Consider the following 19,297-nt stretch of genomic DNA (forward strand, 5'->3'; position numbering starts at 1 on the left):
GGGAATCACGATATCCTCTATATTTTGATTAGAAATGGCCCTTGAACTTTATTTTAGCTATTTTCTTTCAACCATATTCTCATGAAGTATAGTGGAACACCTATCAGTATTCTGATGCCGGTTGCTTAACAATGAAACAGATTAAATTCATAATTTTGCGACCAGTGCTGTCCGCTAAATACGTGGTAGTCCTTGCTTGCGTATAAACCACCTTAGAATAAAGAGTGGGCAGAACTGAGACACCGAACTGTGTAAGCTAACAAGCAAAAATGAGATGGAACTTCCTGAACAATTGAGATGTTTCACGTGAAACACTATCCTGCAGTACAGTTGTATAAGGATTTGTTTATGAGTTTAATTAGACATTTGTAGCAGTGTTATTAAGATTTCTCAGTAGGTGGACTAATCATTGATAATAACTATGAATAGTGCTTCGTGCTGATGAGGCGTAGTTAATTTATTGATACGCGTTTTTTTAAAGTTATGCACAATTGAGACCTGACAAATGAATTATCCACATTATGCTTGGTGAGTCATGATGTGGTGCAGGAAGAGGCAGAATTGCCAATAATCACAAGGCAAAGCTAATAATTTAAGGGGAAGGTCGGTGACAGATCCGTTATTGGACCTATCCACACTTATCCACAGTTATGAACAGTGACTGTGTGTAACTAGCGATTGGTTCTGACATGTCCAACTAGGACGGGAAAATTGATTTGTTATCAAAAGGAGGATGGTTCGTGACCGCATCGAAGAAGGTGAAACCCGTTTCGAGAAATACCTCGGATATCGGTGAGCAAGGTACGCCGAACGCATCAGGTATGGAGTCGGCAACGGATATTCTGAATCGAATATTCGCTGACGGGACAGGTTCGGTGTCAGGTGCGGAAATGGCAGATCTTTCTGCACGCTATCAGGCTTTACGCCAGGCTGAATTCCCTCATCCTTCAAAAACTCGCTTCATTGCCGTTGCAAATCAAAAGGGCGGGGTAGGGAAGACCACAACTACAGTTAATTTGGCATGCGCCTTTGCTGAATTCAATCAGCGTGTGTTGGTCATCGATATGGATCCACAAGGCAACGCTTCTACTGCATTGGGAGTAGCTCATGAGTCCGGGACTCCATCAACGTATGATGTACTTGAAGGCCGTCTTGGGATTGACGACGTTAAGGTAGTTTCCCCTGAATTCCCCAACCTTGAGGTTGTCCCATCTTCCATTGACTTAAGTGGAGCTGAGCTGGAAGTTGCGGATATGCCCAACCGCAATCAGCTAATGAAAAAAGCAGTTGCTGACTATCTCAAAGTCTGCCATCAGCATTATGACTATGTTCTCGTTGATTGCCCACCTAGTCTCGGATTGCTAGTTCTGAACGCCATGTGTTCAGTCAATGAGGTATTGATCCCAGTACAAGCTGAATACTATGCGCTTGAAGGACTGCAACAGCTACTGCATACCATAGGGCTTGTTCAGCAAAGCTATAATCCTTACCTTGTAATCTCGACAATGTTGTTGACGATGTACGATAGGCGAACACTGTTAAGCAAAGAAGTGTTTGATCAGGTCAAGGAACATTATCCAGAGATAGTGCTTAATACGACCATTCCGCGTTCAGTCAAAATCTCTGAAGCTCCCAGCTTCCGGCAAAGCGTTGTCACCTACGACCCTAAAGGAGCCGGTGCTATTGCTTATGAGGAGGCAGCGTTAGAAATCGCCCAGAGATCGAACCAGGTACTGGAACATATTGCCAATAGAAGACAGGGGGAGTGAGGACATGACAAGCCGTTCACGGTTAGGCAAGGGCTTGGGGGCTCTATTCCCCGCTTTGCCAGGTGAAGATGATGAAAACAATGCTGACAATAATAGTCGGCGACAAGATAACAAAGTACCAAATTCAAGCAATAAGCAGCCGATTTTTCAAGGTTTGGGTGCGGAATCAAATGGACAAAAGCGCCTAGAGAAGGACGACACAACAAAAGGCAAGGCAAAATCAGAAAGAAGTACTCAGCATTCGGATCGTGCTGGCTCAGAGCTAGCGGATTCAGCAAAGTCCTCTAAGAGTGGTCGTAAACGTACCAACGCAGGACAAAAGCGAGTCAGTATTTCCAAGTCAATCGCCGACGATGTTTCACGTGAAACATTAACGTCGAAGAGGACCACCAAGCGTCGGTCTGTTCCCTCCATCAGCAGCTTGGAACACCCTAGTGATTTATTCTTTGGCCCTACGACGACGAATGTTTCACGTGAAACATCGTCGATGATGAAATCGAGTGATGCTGTCGACGATAGGACAAAAGAGGCTCGGCAAAGCGTTAACCGTGCAGTTCCTGTTGGCAATGATACTGAGCTAAATAAGGCAGAAGGCAATACCCAAGAGAAGCTGGAACCCGTCAAAGGCGGGTACTTGGCTGAAGTGCGTGTGGACGATATTAGGCCCAACGCACAGCAACCGAGGCAGATCTTCGATGAAGATGAACTGTTGGAGCTGTCCCTCTCCATCAAGGAAGTTGGTGTATTGCAGCCGATAGTGGTGCGAAGATCGACTCTTGCAGACTATCCAAGAACAACTGGAGATAAAACAACCTCAGTTGTCAGCGCAGGCAGTAAATCAAAAGTTGTTGACGCTAAGACCGGTGCAGAGCGATCGGGACAGCTTTTAAACCAGAGAGACGTGAATCTGCGGCAAACAACTCATTATGAAATCATAATGGGTGAGCGTCGTTGGCGTGCTACTAGGTTGGCTGGCCTAGATACCATACCTGCAATTGTTAAAACGACGAGCGATGACACCATGTTGCGTGATGCCTTGCTCGAGAATCTCCATAGAGTAGCTCTTAATCCTCTGGAAGAAGCAGCAGCTTATCAGCAAATGATCGATGAGTTCGGCTTGACTCAGGACGGTTTGTCTAAGTCAATTTCCAAGTCCAGACCTCAGATCACCAACACACTTCGCTTGTTGAAGTTACCCCCCAGTGTTCAGAAAAAAGTCAGCTCAGGTGTGTTGTCAGCTGGACATGCCCGCGCCTTGCTTACTTTACCGGATGAAAAGTCCATGACTGCTTTGGCAGACAAGATCATCGCTGAGGGATTGTCAGTAAGATCTACCGAGGAACTTGTCGCCTTGCAGACCGGACAGGCGAAGAAGAAAGCAAAAAAGCCTAGAGTAAACGCCTGGGCCGATAGTCCTGTACGCCAGGACCTGGAAAGTCACTTTGATACGAAGGTGGCTATTAAGGGGACTAAAAAGCACGGGAAAATAGAAATCGTATTTTCTTCGCCAGAAGATATGGACCGTATTGTTGGCATTCTCTTGGAGAAGGATCAATCCCCAAATAATGGCAATCGTTCGGGCGGTAAAGGCTGGGTTTGATCCTATTCTCAGAATGCGACTGCAGGGGTTGCTTAACCAAACCCTGCCGATAAGGCGAGCGATTGCTTCATAGCTCAAACAGGTCCCGTATGAGCTGATGAGCAATCGCTGCATTTGTCTTAAGATCAGAATGATTAAACCATCATTAGTAAGTGCCAGTCACTGTCCAGATATATCTGTGCTGAAAGGCTGTGCGCAATATACCTATGTTGGCAGACTGTTCGGTTCTGAATAACTGCTAACTGATCAGCCAAGTCGTGTTGTCGGTTAACTACATCCGGTCCGATCGGTATCTCAACTGGTTAGCTGTCATGGGTGGATGAGTGCGCCCAAGTGTGGGGCATGTGGTGAGTCGTTGACTAAGCTGGCTATTTAGTTGGGCGTACTGGAGTGGTTGCTTATGTCTGTGCTGTGTGTCGGCTAAGAGGTAAGTCTCCGCTTAGATGTGGTTCTAGATGAAGCAAGGTTCCTTTCCTGGCAGGGAAGTAGCATACCTAAGCTAGCAAGGTCTGTAGGATTTTCGACGCGGCGTTGGGGGGAGGGCTGGGTTCTGTAATGTCTCCTTAGCAGAGAGTAGTTATATCAGCAGGAGACGATAGAAAAAGCTGTAGGGTCAGTGATGTTTCTGTTGAGCGGGCTATTTCGTCGTAACCAATAGACAATTAAGTGCAACTAAATAAGCTGCTGAAATAGTAGATAAACGAAGTGCCTGGCAATCTTAAACTGCCAGGCACGTAAATTCTTGTTTGCAGGGCGTATCAGGTCTTAGCGGTTATCCAAACTCGTAAGATACTCTTGGGCATCCAAGGCTGCACGGCAACCCATGCCAGCAGCAGAGATGGCCTGACGATAGACTTTGTCGGTTACGTCACCAGCGGCAAAGACTCCGGGTGTGGAGGTCTTAGTTGAACCGCCCTTGACCAGGATATAGCCGTCCTGATCCAGGTCGACTTGTCCATTAAAGAAAGCAGTCTGGGGGGTGAATCCGATGGCAACGAAAACTCCATTTGCTGGAATATTTGACTGCTGGCCAGTTGCTGTGTTGCGCACATCCAAAGAGGTTACACCGCTACCGTCACCGTTGATCTGCGTGACGACCGAATCGAGAAGGAAGTTGATCTTGTCATTGGCCTTGGCTCGGTCCACCATGATTTTTGAAGCGCGGAAGCCTTGGCGACGGTGAATCAAGGTGACAGAAGAACCGAAACGGGTTAGAAAGTCTGCGTCACTCATGGCAGAGTCGCCGCCGCCAACGACCACAATCGGCTTATTCTTGAAGAAAAATCCGTCACATGTGGCGCAGTAGGAAACACCTCGCCCAGAAAACTCGCGCTCTCCAGGAATCTCCAATTTTCGATATTGCGAACCAGTGGTGATAACGACTGCTCGAGTTTGGTATTCTTCACCGCCATCGGTAGTGATCCGTTTGATATCTCCACTCAAGTCAACTGAGACGACATCGTCGTACTCGATCTGAGCACCAAAATGTTCGGCCTGCTCGCGCATCTGATCCATCAGATCCGGACCCAATACCGCTTTTGGGAATCCGGGGAAATTCTCTACCTCTGTCGTGTTCATAAGCTGACCGCCGGGCGTTAGGGCTCCAGCAATCACTAGTGGAGCATATCCGGCTCTTCCAAGATAAATGGCGGCCGTGTAACCTGCTGGTCCGGACCCTATAACAATGGCATCATGAACACTTTGCTTCATAACGTTACTGTATCCATGCAGGATGACTGGGGCACACGCGGTGGGCGAAAAGGGCGCTACTTATATCACAGTAGGTCTGTTTTTGACAGAAGCAGGTTATTCTTAAACTATGGAGAAAACCGTGATAGTGGCCATCGTAACCAATCTTGGGACGATTCTGGTGCTGATCTGGTTTATGCTCCGAGTTGATCGGTTGCTGCGGGAGCATCCTAGCCATCAAACAGATAATAAGAGTGAGGATGACAGCTGGCATAGTTGGCGTTTTTGGAATCCTCCAAGCTCTGATGACAATGAAGACGAGTTGGACGCAGATTCTCCGGTAACAGATAAAAACCTTGTCGCTGATGATGGCATGTCAGTTAGGTCTACCGACCGGTATGCATCCTCAACTCAGGAAGAACTTGGTGAAAGTTCCTCGCGCGGATCGAACAAGAGCGAGGAAAGCAGCAGAGACGAGTAAGGCATATTGAGCAAGGCCGAGGACTGCCCAATTGTAGTAGGGTGCGGTTTTAATTGCTTGTTTGATCTTATGAAGTATGGCCTTTGAACAAGGATGGATCCCCTTGGATATATTAATCCACTGATTTGCAGGGTATCTATGGGCATTTATCTATGAGCTCTAGAGTGCGTGAGGGGAGCAAACCGCGTCAGCAAGATGGCTTAATAAATGAAATCTGATCGGAAGATGTGTTCTCAGCGATGAGGAAGGACAAATAGGGGCAAATGAACCGGGAAAACTATGCCGGTGACCGAATGATAATTTGCAGGTGAAGACTCAACCCTCGCTCGAAGTTCTTGCTGGCATAGTTGAAATGGATCGATTCTCGACGCTATAAAAGCAGCAAAACCTACATGCAATTACGCGTACTTTGATAGAAAAACTTGGTATAACATCTTCAGCAAAATCAGGCAGCATCCGTAGTGATTGCAATCCTGCGAGGGTCGTCTTCTTTTTCAGTCGACCATTTCTTTATTCGACTCGCACTTTTAAGGTGCAGGATTCGTTGTCGGTCATAGGCCGTTATACCGTTTGAGGCTCTCGCTGGAGTTCGTGCAGTAAGTTGATCACCCCAGAATGTTTCACGTGAAACATTGGATACCGACCGCGATTGCATTCAAGGGTGTGAACAAATACCGCAGTTTCCTGTGAGTTGAGTCTCGGAGGACGACCAGTCATTGCAGCATCGGCAATCCATTGGTCTGCGTCGATTTTGCAAATCGGTTTGGTTGACAATATAAAACTGTGATCTGACTGAACATGCCCTTCGATCAATATCGGCTTTGGCTGAGTAGCAAAAGAGAAGTGGAGAGTACATCAGAAGTGGGGAGCTGGGCATATCGAATAGAAGGCGAGAAATAATCGATGATGAGTGGCGAACAATGAACCACTGCCATTGTATGGCTGGGAAAGAATGCTAATGAGAATCTGGTGCCCGCCCTGTATGCTATCTGCTGTGCCTGTATTGCAATCGGCGTATATTGCAGATCCGCCTGACGCATATTGTACAAATTGCACATCATGCATCAGGCGGACCTTGTACGTGCTAGCCGAACGATAGGCAGAACCAGAGGGGCTTTAAGGTCTCAATCGGTTCGCTTTTGATTCAAAACTGATTGAACCAATGCCGTGTATAGCTCTGGCAGATTGTAGCCAGCGGCCTGGGCTGACTGTGGCAGAAGCGATGTGTCCGTCATACCGGGTGCCACATTGGACTCCAGGAATTGCGGCTGACCTTGGGCATCAACGATGAAATCGGTTCGTGAAATATCGCGGAGCCCCAGAGCCCGGTGAGCGGTCAGTGCGGCATCGCTGACAGCCTGTGTGGTCTTGGCATCCAGTCGGGCTGGAACATAGAACTCTGTCGGGCCAGGTGTGGAGCGAGCCTCGAAGTTGTAGGTGCCTGAGGGAGTCCAGATTTCAAGCGGAGGCAGAACCAGGGGGTGTCCGTCAAACTCGAGGATGGACACAGAGACCTCGGCGCCCGTGACAGCCTGTTCAATCAGGGCTACATCACCGTAGGCAAAGCAATTGATCAGCGCCTGAGTGAGCTGGCTCTGTTCAGTCACCATGGTGCAGCCCATGGCTGAGCCACCCATGGTGGGTTTGATGAAGAGTGGAAGTCCTAGCGAACCTAGAAGCATATCGATAACGGGTTCGACACCCAGCTCGCGGAACATGGACTCGGGCAGCGTCACGGAATGCGGAGTGTGCAAGCCGGCCATGCGGACGACGTTCTTGGCGATGGGCTTGCTCCAGGCGGTCCGGGAGGCCTTGGCCCGGGATCCGATGTAAGGCAATCCGGCCATTTCCAAGACGTCACGGATGGAACCGTCCTCGCCGTTGGCGCCATGCAGCAAAGGCCAGACCAGATCAGGGCGGGTCGACTCGTCGGTCAGGTAGGGAAGGAGCGAGCCATCCATGTCGTGGACGTGGACTGTCCACCCTGCCTCCTCCAGGAATCCCTGAACTCGATGACCCGAGCTGATGGAGACATCGCGCTCATGGCTGAGGCCACCACAGATCACCAGAAGCGACTTGTCAGCACGTTTGGTGGTCTTGCTGGCCAGGGAGGTGACATCGTCCATGGTGACTGGTGTGGCTTCACGGATGGAGCGATGTGAGGTCCGCCTGGCTTTTTTGGCCACTTCGCTGGCACCTGTGGCTGAAGTGGTGGCCGCAGTGCTGGTCGGACTTGCGACCGTGGTCGTCTTCGTGCTCGCGATTGTCTTGGCCTTGCCGGTTGCCACGGTTTTGCCGCCGGTCTGCTGCCGAGGTGTCTTGCTGTGCTTGGCCGCCATGATTCAGCCCCTTTTCTTGTCGTTGTCAGGCTCGAACAGCCGGACGGTGGCGAGTTCGTTCTCGATGACTGTGGACAGTCTGCGTATTCCTTCCCGGATCCGATCGGGAGTGGGGTAGCAGAAGGACAGGCGCATATGATCCGCGCCCTCCCCATTATCGTAGAAGGCTGTGCCTGACACGTAAGCTACCTTGGCGGTGATCGCCCTAGGCAGCATGTCCTTGGCGTTGAGCCCCTGGGGTATCTTCAGCCAGATGTAGAAGCCACCCTTGGGCTTCAGCCATGAGCAGTAGGGCAAATATTCCTTCAAAGCCTCGTCCATGGCATCACAGCGCTCCTTGTACATTCCCCGGTAATCGTTGATCTGCGATTTCCAGTCGAAGTTGTCCAGATAGGTGGTGATGGTCATCTGGCTCATGTTGGAAGGACAAAGGATGGCTGACTCGTTGGCCAGAACCAGCTTCTGTCGGATGCCAGGAGGCGCAACCATCCAGGCCACGCGCATGCCCGGGGCGATGATCTTGGAGAAGCTGCTCAGGTAGACAATGCCCTCGGAATCGTAAGAGCGCAGGGCCGGATAGGTCTGGCCGTCGAAGGCCAGTAGTCCATAAGGATTGTCCTCGACAATAAGCACATGGTACTTTCTGGCGATCTCGATGACTCGCGGCCGCCGCTCGACACTCATGGTGGCGCCGGCGGGATTGTGGAAGTTGGGCACGGTGTAGAGGAACTTGACCGCTTTGCCTTGACGGCGCTGTTCAAGAATGGTCTCTTCCAGAGCCTCGGGAATCAGTCCGTCTCCGTCCATGGCCACGTTGACCACATCGACCTGGAAGGACTGGAAGACGCCCAGGGCGCCCACATAGTTGGGTGCCTCAGCCAGCACCACATCGCCCGGATCGCACATGATTCTTGTGATCAGGTCCAGTCCCGACTGGGAGCCGTTGACGATGACCACGTCATCCGGCTGGACGTCCTTGATACCTTCCAGCTCCATGATGGGCAGCACGTCCTCGCACAGATGGGGATCGCCCTGTGCTGACCCATACTGCCAGGCCACTTGGCCCTTGCTCCGTAGCATGACGCCAAGCTGGTCGGCCAGTTTATCGAAAGGCATCCGGCCCAGGTAGGGCATGCCGCCGGCCAGGGAGACCACTTCGGGTCGATTGGCGACAGCGAAGAGGGCGCGAATTTCGGAGGCGCGCATCTGCTCGGCTCGTGCTGCATAGGAGCTATACCAGGGATCGTTCTTGATGACCTTGGGTGCGATATTGGGATCATCCGCCATGACTGACTTCCGCCTTCCTGCCGCCGTTGTCTAAGGAAACTGTATTACCTGCAAGGGCTTTGTTGGAGGAAAAATCCAACACATTACCATTTCGGTACACCCATGGTCAGAACCCCGCCTGGGATTCCTTCCCATTTTCCAGGAACTTTCAATCCTAGCTGCTTTGAGGATCGGCAACAGCAAGACAGCAGCAAGAATGGACAGCCAAGTGTTCCAGCCAGGGACGTGTGGAGGACCTGCTTAGAAGGCCTGGACGGACGTGAAGCGTAGGGAGTTGCCCGGCATGCCGTCCATGGGCACCCAGACGACCAGATCCTGGGTCGTGACCGGCTCACGCAGGGTGACCTGGGTGGTGCCCGAGGGATCGAAGCTGAAGTCGGCCAGCGGCTGCCCCTGGTTGGGCTGGGCCGCTGTGGAGTTCGCGTAGATCTGGGCATGGCCGCCGCTCTGTGGCATGACGATGGTCAGGCGGGAGACTTCCTCCGGCTTGGTCAGGTGCATGTACCATCCGAAGCCCTGCAGGCCGGCGGGCTTGTTCAGGAAGAGCTGCCGATCCGACTGATAGGCTGTGGTGTTCTTGGGCTTGGGCGGATTGGGAACCTTTTTGGCCACCTTGTCAGCATGGCTGACCTTGTCGGTACCAGCCTTGGCCTTGCCGTTGGCCTTGGCCTTGCCATTGTTGGTAGTTGTCGCCTCCTCGTCCCCATCAGTCCCACCGGGGAAGGGGACGTTGGACATGACCGGCCAGCCGCCCTCCTCCTTGCCGACGTTGGGTCGGGAGCTGGAGATGGTTGAGATCGCCCACACCAAGGCCACTACGATGATTGCGGCCGCTACGGCAATGACTACGGAGCGAGTCGTGAAACGGCCGAATAGACGCGTGTCGGCCATGTCTGTCTCGTCATCCAGATCCTCGTCTTGGCTATCGTCCGGAAGTTCCGAATAGGTCACCGGCGCTGGCATGGAGTGAATTTCGGGCGTGAAGCTGGGGGGCAGAGGCTCCATGACCGTGGTCTGCTGCTCTTCTTCGTCAAAATCGCGCTTCTTGGAGGATCGGGGCGCTCGTTCGGCATCCTGATTCGAGTGGTCATTCTGCCGCTCTTCGTATGTCTGATCGGTCGAGCCGCTGGCCACGCGTGCATGGGTTCTGTCGTGTGCCTCGGCGTCATCCTCGCGCCGGGCATGTGATTCTCCATTACTCTGTGGGACGGTCTGTGAGGCGGTCCGGTTGGATGCTGCCCTGGCCTGACGACCGCCGGTCTCATGGCTTTTCTTGTCGCTGGACTTGTCGAAGTCCCACTGGGTGAAGCCGCGCTCCACGGGGTTGTCGGCGGTCACGCCGCTGCCGCTGATGGCCTCGGGCGGCCGATGCTGATCGTCTCCCACGGTCGGCATCCGCCCGGTCACTGCCTTGGACTCCTCGTCATTCAAGGCAGCGGGCCTGGCAGTCGTCGTCCTGAGTGCGCTCACATCCATGGCCGCGGTCTTGCGGGAGCGGCTGCTCAAGGAGCGTAGCCGTTGACGTTCGTCGAAGAGCGAGAAGAGGTCGGTGTCCGTGTCTTCGGGATTGAGCATCTCGATTTCGCTCCGGCCGGGGAAGAGCAGTTGGTTGGTCTTCCAGTGCGGCTCATGATGGGTCACAGTCTGTGCGGCAGGCAGGGCTGAGGAGGTCAGCCCATCGGGCAGGGGCAGTACATCCTTGGGATCCACCGGTCTCAGAGCCACGGTCTCGATGGAGGCGCGGCCGTCCATCTCAGGCCAGATCAGATCGCTGTCGGTCAGCTCCTCGGGAGGGATCCAGGGGCTGAGCAGTGCCGACAGCTCGGCCAGGGTGACCAGGGGCACTGGCTTGGCCCCCTGATCATCAGTCAGTCCCAGTCCGCGCATGCAGATGATCCTGAACTCTCCGGGTGTGTGCTTGGGAAGCTCTTGTAGGCTGGGCTGTCGTCCGTCTTGGTCGGGTCGGCGGGTCAGCATGGCGTAGAGCACGCCAGCCAGTTCGCGTATGGCATGCTCCTCGTCAGCCAATCCCGTCTCGTTCGGGACTGACGGGTGTGCGATCATGGGCGAGATGGGGGCATCGGCCAGGGTGATAGAGGCCGGCGCCAGCCTGATGGTACTGGTTGAGACTGCATAGTCGACCATGCCGGCGGCATGCAGGGTACGCATGGCCTCGGTGACCTCACCCATGATGGTGCCTATGGCCCGGTTGCTCAGCGTCTCGCCGGCGGGCCCGTGCATGTAGTCCCTCAGGGACATGCCGGCATCGGGAGCGGTGACGATCAGGGAGACCCCATCCCTGGTGTGCAGCTGGTAGACCGGAGTGAATCGGCGGTCCTTGCTCAGCGCCAGGCCGGAGGCGTTGACGTTGATCAGATCCGTGCAGGTCGAATCGCCGGCGATAAAGAGCTGGCAGTCCCTGTCCAGCACCTTGTCCTTGGCCCGCCAGACGCTCAAGCCGTTGGCACGGCGGAGCAGGGTGACCAAGGTGTATCTGCCGAGGATGGTGTCTCCGATATGCGCGTTCATGCTTGCCGAGCTCTCATCAGAAGTGGGGCGTCGCCTGTGGTTGGCGACGCCGTGGTGGACCGTGCTGTTCCTAGGCACAATCCTAACGGGTTGCGGGGCCGGAGGGGCTGGAGGGGGCCCGGCTGTCGCGGATTCTCCATCAGTGCCGGGCTCGCGGGTCGCTTCGAAGTTCTCCAGAGCCGTGTCCATGCCAGGCTGGGTGGAATCAGGAGAGGAGGAGTGCACCACCCTGACCGAGCGGTCGGCCAGCCGGGAGGGCCGTCCGTCCAAGGCGTCCAGACTGCGGACCGGGTGTCGGGCCGTCCTGCCCAGACGGCGGGCCAGGTCGATCATGAGCTGGGTGAATTCCTCGGTGCGTAGCGCAACCAGGGTCACGGCGTAGATGGCCGCTGTCAGCAGGGTGATGACCATGCAGATAAAGAGCGCCTGCACCCAGCTCATGTGGCCCTGCCGGTCCTGGACCCAGGCGCCGACCAGGCGGGTCAGTGGAGTCTTGACCGTCAGGGAGGCCGCCAGTGCCAGACCTGCCGCTAGGAAAGCCTTGGCGTAGGTGCCAAGGATGCGCCGACCATCCAAGTATCCCTGGAAGGGTCTGCGCAGCATGCCCGCCAGCATGGGGAAGCTGAGGATGTTGCTCAAGGACAGGCTGAGTCCCACCAGGGCCGCCCAATAGCGGGGAGGGGCCAGGCGGATGGCTGCCAGGACCAACACCACCTGGATGGTGTTGGAGACGGCCGCGAAGATGAAGGGATGCCTTCCGTCCTCGAAGGCATAGAAGGTGCGCTGAATGAGCAGGAAGGCACTCATGGGCACCAGCCCCAGGGACAGGCCTATCAGGGGTCCCGAGATCAGGACTGCCTCGTGGACGCCCACGGAGGGCAGCAGGGCACGGGTGATGGGCACAGGAATGGCCAGCATGACCGCAGTGAAAAAGAACATCATCAGCCCGACATTGCGCAGGGCCTGGCTCAGATCCTCGCGGGCATCCCCAATGCGGCCGTCCGAAACCGCCTTGGACAACTTGGGGAAGATGGCCGTGCTGACGGAAACGGCCACCAGGGAGTATGGCAGGATGAAGAGGGTGTAGGCGTTTTGGTAGGAGCCGTTGCCGGCGATGTCCAAGGGGTTGCCCTCCAGAGGGGCGCCATTGTTGATGCGGGCGTTGATTACGTTGGCCAGCTGGTCGATGACCACCACACCCATGCTCCAGGCCGCCACCGAGCCCATGGATCGCAGGCCGATGCCCCGTAGGCCCCAGCGTGGTCGATAGCGGAAGCCGCTCATGATCAGGGGGATGAAGAGGACCAGCGCCTGGAAGGCCACTCCTAGGGTCCAGGCTCCGGCGGTCAGGGCCACCTTGCCGTTGTCCCAGAAACCCACCGGCTGGCTGCGGGCGTTGCCGAACAGGAGGATGAAGACCAGGAAGCCAAGGCAGCTGATCAGATTGGCGCCCACCGAGCTCCAGGCGTATGCGGTGAAACGGCCCTTGGCGGCCAGGATCTGACCCAGTACCGTGTAGAGCCCGTAGAAGAAGACCTGGGGCATGCACCAGAGGGTGAAGGAGTTGGCCAGAGCGCGCTGTGCGGGGTTCCATTTGGAGTTCAGATAGATGGTGGTCAGCACCGGGGTGCCCAGCATCAGCAGCAGGGTCAGCAGGGCCAGGAGAACCATGGCGACGGTGATCAGCTTGTTCAGCCGGTCAGCCGCGTCCCTCTCCTTGAGGGTGCGTACGATCTGCGGGACCAGGACGGCGTTGAAGATGCCGCCCGAGATCAGGGTGAACATGACCTGGGGGATCATGGCGCCGGTCTGGTAGGCGTCGGCTGCGATCCCGGTGGTGCCTATGGCGGCTGCCAGCAGGATGGTGCGGATCTGCCCGGTCACCCGGGAGGCCGCGGTGCCCGTGGCCATGATGGCGGAGTTGCGCCCTACGGAGCTCATTCGTCCGGGTCCTTCGTGCGGTGGAACTGCCGCCAGAGCCCCAGGAGCCCAAGGAGCACGGCAAAGACAATGATGAGCAGGCCGCTCATGTCGCTCAGACGCAGATTGCTGGTGATCTGAGCCCGGCGCATCTGGCCGAAGGGACGGCCCTGGCTGTCCAGCAGGCCGATGTCCACGTTGGCCCTGCCGGCAGTCGCCACTCTGACCTTAAAGGTCACTTGGGCCTCGGATCGGGCGGGAATGACCACATCCGCCAGGCGCGAGGTAACGATCTCCATGGAATCGGTGCGAGCGCTGATGCGGGCGTGGACCGGGTAGGGATGGCTGTTGCTGACGGTGACGGGCATGGAGGCCGTCTCGCTGACCACGTTCAGGGACTCGCTGGGCGTGATGCTGATGCCGTCCAGGAGCCGGTGGGATATGGCGCCGGCCTGATCGGCCAGGCCGGCGGCGGCTGTGGTTCCGCCCAGGGACTTCAGGGCTAGATCGTCGTGGGCGGCGGTCAGCCGGTTCAGCCACTGGTGTGGATCCTTGGGCTGGCGGGCCGTGGTGTCAGCATCTTGTCGGGCCAAGGCCTGGCTGTCGGCCTTGCCGGCCGTGGCGCTGGCAGAGGGCTGGGCGGTCTGCTGATCATCGGCCAGAATGGAGGAAGCGAACCGGTCGATGTCCGCCCTGCTGGCGATCAGGGAGTCCAAGGTGGCTGCCGAGCTGTCGCCATGCTTGGCGCCGCCCTGACCGTCATCGGCTTCGAGGGCCTTGAGCAGGCCGGATGAGCCGCCGGTGAAGTCGGGTGCTCGCATCAGATTGTCCATGGGTTCCAGATGGATCCAGGGAGCGTGCTCCAACTCGGTCATGATCCTGTCCGCATGCTGAGTGTCCTGATCGGCATCAAAGCAGACCATAAGGGAGCGCTCGGCGTAGGGCTGTTCCATCTGATAGAAGGCGCTCTGGGCCATGAAGCGTGCCGTCTGCCCCGCCTGGGTCTGCTCCCCGGTGGCCCGCGTGGAGCTGGGGTTGCCCCTTGCCAGGTTGCTGAGTTCGCGCTGGGCCGACAGGACGGTCACCCGTCCGGCCTGGGTGTCGATGGTGTACTTGCCGGTGTGGGCGGATGTGCCGGCTCCTACCTCGAAGCCCTGCGGGGCAATGACCGTCTGGTAGCCGGCGCGGCGGGCTGCAGCGATGGATTCCATGGTCCACTCCTGCTTGCCCTGCCAGGCGTATGTGCCGGAAGCGGCATCAGGATAGAGCTTGGTTGCGGTCTGGGCGTTCCAGGACTCGGGGGTGACCCCGGCCTTGGCGTAGCGATCCTGGTTCTGGGAGGCGTATCCGGTGATGTCGAAGTCGGCTGGCTGGATCAGCCCCTGGATCTTGGGACGGTTGGCGGAGGCGGACAGGTAGATCGGATCGCCCAAGGCCTGCAGGGACCCGTGCTTAGCCAGCAGCTGGCTCTGATCTTCCTGGCGACGGTCCCCTTGACGGGTCAGTGTCACGCTCTGGTCTTTATTCTTGCCCGGGCCTGACTCGGATTCGGTACCGGGCTGGGTCATCAGCGCTGTCATGGCCTTGTCGTCAATGTTCCAGTCCGAGGAGATCAGCGGCATGACCATGGTCAGAGACAGTGCAGGGGTGCCAGCAGTGGGCAGTCCATCCCATGTCCGGGTTAGAAAGGTGAACACGTCGCCCAGAACTCGATTCTGACCGTCGCTTAGGGAAAGTCGGATGGGTTTGGGCCCCCAGCTGGTCATCTTCTTGATCGCGCCTTGGTCAGCCGGCACATTGACTGAAACCTCAGTGCTCTGCCCGGCCGGGATTGTCGGTACGGTCTGTGTACCCAGCACGTCCGGGGTGGGGATGCGGGCGTGGCCTTCGGACCAGGCCTGCATGTCGGCCCGGGAGCTGAAGGAGTACAGGGCACTGGTGGACACGCTCAGATGGGTATTTTCCATAGGCTGGTTCGCGGTGTTGGTCACCGTAGCGCGCAGGGCATAACCGGATTTGTCAGTCACCACAGGCGTCGACCAGCGCAGAGCCACCTCGGCCGAGTTCTGATGATTGGGGGCAGCCAGTGCCGGTGTTGGTAGCCAGGGAGTCACCACCAGGGCTAGCAGGAGGACGATCGCCGGTAGGATTCGAGCCCACCCGGCCCATCGATTGAAGGCATGGGTGCGCTGGCTGGTGCGCCCGCTCGGGCGCAGGGGGGTCTGGATCATGGCTGTTTTTTATACTTCCTCGCGTAGAGCCAGGCTATTTTACGCTCATTAGGATAACTGAGCACCGAGGTCAGGTCGGAAAAGTCCACCCAGATGGCATCTTCGGCCTCGTGATCAGGGTCGCCCTCCACGCTCAGGGATCCGCCGATCATCCGCAGGACGAAATGGTGGACCAGCTTGTGGACCCGTTGGTTGGTCCCGGTGAACCAGTAGTCGATGGTGGCGATGGAATCGGTCACCTTACCCAGTATTCCCGTCTCCTCATGGACCTCGCGCACCGCCGTCTGCTCGGGTGTTTCCCCCCTCTCGATATGCCCCTTGGGCAGGCACCATTCCAGGTGGCCCGAGCGGGAGTGCCGGGCGATGATGGCCACTCGGTCATGCCGATCGAAAATCAGCCCACCCGCCGAATATTCGCGCACCACCGGTAGCTCCTGGGCATCCAGGGAGGCAAAAGTGGAAGGACCGGAATCGTGTTTGTGCCGGGGCATGAGGGCAGGCGTGGGAGCGTCATCCTCGACCTGTATGCGCTCGCGGACCTGCGGATCCAGACGTTCGCTTACGGTTTCCACAAGATGGCCCCGACTCTGCTGGCCGCGGGCATGGATGTCCGCAGAGTCGGCGCTATGTGCAAGCATGCGCGCCATGTCCGCGGGCGTAATCATACTCCAACTCTACGTAAGGTAATGTGCAGGTGGGGTAACGGTATGCTAGTAGGCGCATCAACTCCGTAGGAAAGGGTGAGCGTGGATTTCCAAGTCTGGCCGGAGGCCATCGAGCTCGGGCGCCTTTTCGCCGAGCAGGGATTTGAACTGGCGTTGGTAGGGGGCCCTGTACGCGATCTGCTCCTGCGCCGGCCCTCCCACGACCTGGATTTCTGCACTTCGGCCAGGCCCGAGCAGTTCGAGCCCATCCTGCGTCACTGGGGGTCGGGATTCTGGGACATGGGGCGCAAATTCGGCACCTTGGGCGCTCTTCGGCGGCGTTCCGACGGCACCGAGGTCAAGGTGGAGGTGACTACCTACCGGCGAGACACCTATGATCCCAACTCCCGCAAGCCCGAGGTGGACTACGGGGACAGTCTTGAGGGCGACCTCTCCCGGCGTGACTTCACCGTCAACGCCATGGCCCTGCGGGTGCCCGATCTGGTCTTCGTGGACCCCTACCGGGGGGCCAACGACCTGGCTAAGCAGGTGCTGCGGACCCCAGTGGATCCCCGCCAATCCTTCGACGACGACCCCCTGCGGATGATGCGGGCCGTGCGGTTCGTGGCCCAGCTGGAGTTCACCATCGCTCCGGAGACCGCAGAGGCCATCACCCGCATGACCGGCCGAATCAGCATCGTCTCGGCCGAGCGGATTCGCGACGAGCTGACCAAGCTCATGCTGGCCGATCATCCCGTCCAGGGCATCGAGGCTCTGGTGCAGTCCGGCTTGGCCGACATCGTGCTGCCCGAAGTCCCGGCCCTGCAGCTGGAGATAGACGAGCACCACCGGCACAAGGACGTCTTCGAGCACACACTGATGGTGGTGGACCGGGCCATTGCCCTGGAGACCGGACCTGACGGACCTGTGCCCGCCCCGGATCTGACCCTGCGCCTGGCTGCCCTGCTGCACGACATCGGCAAACCCGCTACCAGGCGCTTTGAGCCCGGCGGCAAGGTCAGCTTCCATCACCATGATGCAGTCGGAGCCAGGCTGGCCCGCAAGCGGCTCAAGGCCTTGCGCTTCGACCACCACCTGATTGCTGACGTCTGCGACCTGATCTTCATGCACCTGCGTTTCCACGGCTATGTGGATGAGCGGTGGACCGATGCGGCCGTACGCCGCTATGCCCGGGAGACCGGGCCCCTTTACGAGCGGCTCAACCGTCTGACCCGGGCCGATGCGACCACCCGCAACAAGCGCAAGGCCCAGGTCTTCTCCTCCGCCATGGACGAACTGGAGGACAGGGTGGCTCAGCTGCGTCGGCAGGAAGACCTGGATGCCATCCGGCCCGACTTGGATGGACGACAGATCATGCAGATCCTGGGCCTGAAGCCCGGCCCCCAGGTGGGACGCGCCTACCGGCACATGCTGGACTACCGCCTGGATCAGGGCCCGGTCGACCGGGGGACGGCTGAACGGGAACTGCGGCAATGGTGGCAGAGTCAGGGCCAGGCCTGATTTGGCCTAGCTCTGACTGAGTATCCCTGGTCTGCATTCTGCGGGTTCGGATGCCGCCGTCTTATATTATGTGGAAGATGCTTGCATGGTCATCAGGTGCCAGGGTGGCATTGGCTGTGATTGTTGTGTGGTTGTTTGCTGGCGGTGTGTGGCCGACTGGCCTGGCTGTCGTTTGGTGCTGGCTTGTAGGGCTGGTGGGTGTGGTGGCGGCCTCGCTGTTTTGGTTGGGGGTGGCGGGGCCGCCTGTTGGCCTGGGTCCTGTTGGGGGTGTGGCCCGGGCTGCTTACTCGTGTGAAGTGTGTGTTTGGGTTTGTTGTCGTCGGTTTTTGGCGGCTGCGGCGGCTCCTGCGGCGAGCAGTCCTGTGGCGAGCAGGAGGAGCATGCCGTTGCCTCCGGTCAGGGGCAGGCTGGCGATGGACAGGTACCGGTAGGTGTTGCTTGTGTCGGTTTCCTGTGGTACGCCGTCCTGGGTCCAGTCGATGGCTGCGGGGACGGGGCCTGGCGTGTAGGCGGGCGTGGTGGCGTTCCAGGTGCCGTCGGGGTTGGGCGCCAGGTTTTTGCCGGCGGCAAGGCAGGCGTCTTGCTGCCGGGTTTGGTCGAAGCAGATGCTGGTGGCTTGCGGTTTTCCGGGGAAGCCGACCGGTCCTGGCCGGCTGGCCGGCCAGGCGCTGGAGGGGCTGCGCCCCAGCTGGCCGTTGATGTTGCTCCCCCAGGAGTACAGGTTGCCGTCTGAGGCCAGGCCGTAGGACAGGTTGTCCCATCCGGCGCTCACCTGCACCCAGGTCAAGCCGGAAGGCCCGTCTGCCGGCGCCGCCACCTGGACCGGGGTATGCCGCTCAATGGTGGTGCCGTCCCCGATCTGGCCGTAATCGTTGTTGCCCCAGGCGTACAGGCGCCCGGCAGAATCGATGCCAAGAGACGTGCTGTTGTGGACGCTGACCTGCTTCCAGGATTGCCCAGCATAGGAAGGGCGGGCCTGGGCCGGTGTACACACCATAACATTGGCGTCCCCGTTGCCGACGCTGCCGCTGAAGCTGCTGCCCCAGCCGTAGGCGTTGCCGTCGGAGCCGATGGCCAGCGAGCTGTAGTCGCCCATCTGGAACTGTCCCCAGGATGACACGCCCTCTGGTTTGGCCACAGGGACAGGGGTGAGCCTGTCTGGCGTTATTTGCCCGGTGCCCAGCTCGCAAGCCCTGGAGTATCCCCAGCCGTAGAGCTGGTTGTCCGAGCCCAGGGCCAGGGAATGCCAGCCCCAGCCGCTCATCCGCTTCCAGGTGAACCCTGAGG

Annotated in this window: 11 protein-coding genes; 4 read left to right on the forward strand and 7 right to left on the reverse strand. The window is 57.6% G+C overall.

From position 1 onward, the window contains the following. Window positions 1–821 precede the first annotated feature (821 nt). Both J3T93_RS06155 and J3T93_RS06160 read left to right on the forward strand, forming a co-directional pair. Complete coding sequence (locus tag J3T93_RS06155; protein WP_029676100.1) at window positions 822–1,769, forward strand: ParA family protein; 948 nt, start codon at window positions 822–824, stop codon at window positions 1,767–1,769. 4 nt (window positions 1,770–1,773) lie between these two features. Beyond that, window positions 1,774–3,369, forward strand: coding sequence for a ParB/RepB/Spo0J family partition protein (locus tag J3T93_RS06160; protein ID WP_267430954.1), 1,596 nt, complete (start codon window positions 1,774–1,776; stop codon window positions 3,367–3,369). A 765-nt stretch (window positions 3,370–4,134) separates the two neighbouring features. On the opposite strand, the gene trxB is transcribed toward J3T93_RS06160, so the two are convergent. Beyond that, window positions 4,135–5,079 carry a thioredoxin-disulfide reductase gene (gene trxB / locus J3T93_RS06165; protein ID WP_267430955.1) on the reverse strand — a complete coding sequence of 315 codons (945 nt, stop codon included), beginning with the start codon at window positions 5,077–5,079 and terminating at the stop codon, window positions 4,135–4,137. A 109-nt stretch (window positions 5,080–5,188) separates the two neighbouring features. Here trxB and J3T93_RS06170 point away from each other — a divergent pair, with 109 nt between their 5' ends. Next, window positions 5,189–5,539, forward strand: coding sequence for a hypothetical protein (locus tag J3T93_RS06170; RefSeq protein WP_267430956.1), 351 nt, complete (start codon window positions 5,189–5,191; stop codon window positions 5,537–5,539). A 1,124-nt stretch (window positions 5,540–6,663) separates the two neighbouring features. On the opposite strand, the gene J3T93_RS06175 is transcribed toward J3T93_RS06170, so the two are convergent. The 5 genes from J3T93_RS06175 to J3T93_RS06195 form a co-directional block, all read right to left on the reverse strand. Then, a complete protein-coding gene (locus J3T93_RS06175; protein WP_267430957.1) occupies window positions 6,664–7,878 on the reverse strand; it encodes a D-alanine--D-alanine ligase family protein in 1,215 nt (404 codons plus the stop codon). A gap of 3 nt (window positions 7,879–7,881) precedes the next feature. After that, window positions 7,882–9,165, reverse strand: coding sequence for a PLP-dependent aminotransferase family protein (locus tag J3T93_RS06180; RefSeq protein WP_267430958.1), 1,284 nt, complete (start codon window positions 9,163–9,165; stop codon window positions 7,882–7,884). A gap of 240 nt (window positions 9,166–9,405) precedes the next feature. Then, a complete protein-coding gene (locus J3T93_RS06185) occupies window positions 9,406–13,635 on the reverse strand; it encodes a murein biosynthesis integral membrane protein MurJ (RefSeq protein WP_267430959.1) in 4,230 nt (1,409 codons plus the stop codon). Then, on the reverse strand, window positions 13,632–15,845 hold the full coding sequence (locus J3T93_RS06190; protein ID WP_267430960.1) for a DUF6049 family protein: 2,214 nt from the start codon (window positions 15,843–15,845) through the stop codon (window positions 13,632–13,634). Before J3T93_RS06190 ends, J3T93_RS06185 begins: the two co-directional genes overlap by 4 nt. Next, a complete protein-coding gene (locus J3T93_RS06195; RefSeq protein WP_267400889.1) occupies window positions 15,842–16,510 on the reverse strand; it encodes an NUDIX hydrolase in 669 nt (222 codons plus the stop codon). Before J3T93_RS06195 ends, J3T93_RS06190 begins: the two co-directional genes overlap by 4 nt. An 81-nt stretch (window positions 16,511–16,591) precedes the next feature. Here J3T93_RS06195 and J3T93_RS06200 point away from each other — a divergent pair, with 81 nt between their 5' ends. After that, window positions 16,592–18,010, forward strand: coding sequence for a CCA tRNA nucleotidyltransferase (locus J3T93_RS06200; RefSeq protein WP_267430961.1), 1,419 nt, complete (start codon window positions 16,592–16,594; stop codon window positions 18,008–18,010). 283 nt (window positions 18,011–18,293) lie between these two features. On the opposite strand, the gene J3T93_RS06205 is transcribed toward J3T93_RS06200, so the two are convergent. Then, window positions 18,294–19,297: RCC1 domain-containing protein (locus tag J3T93_RS06205; protein WP_416378827.1), on the reverse strand; the 1,004-nt coding region annotated here is incomplete at its 5' end.

Source organism: Bifidobacterium sp. B4111 (assembly GCF_026537235.1).
GTDB lineage: Bacteria > Actinomycetota > Actinomycetes > Actinomycetales > Bifidobacteriaceae > Bombiscardovia.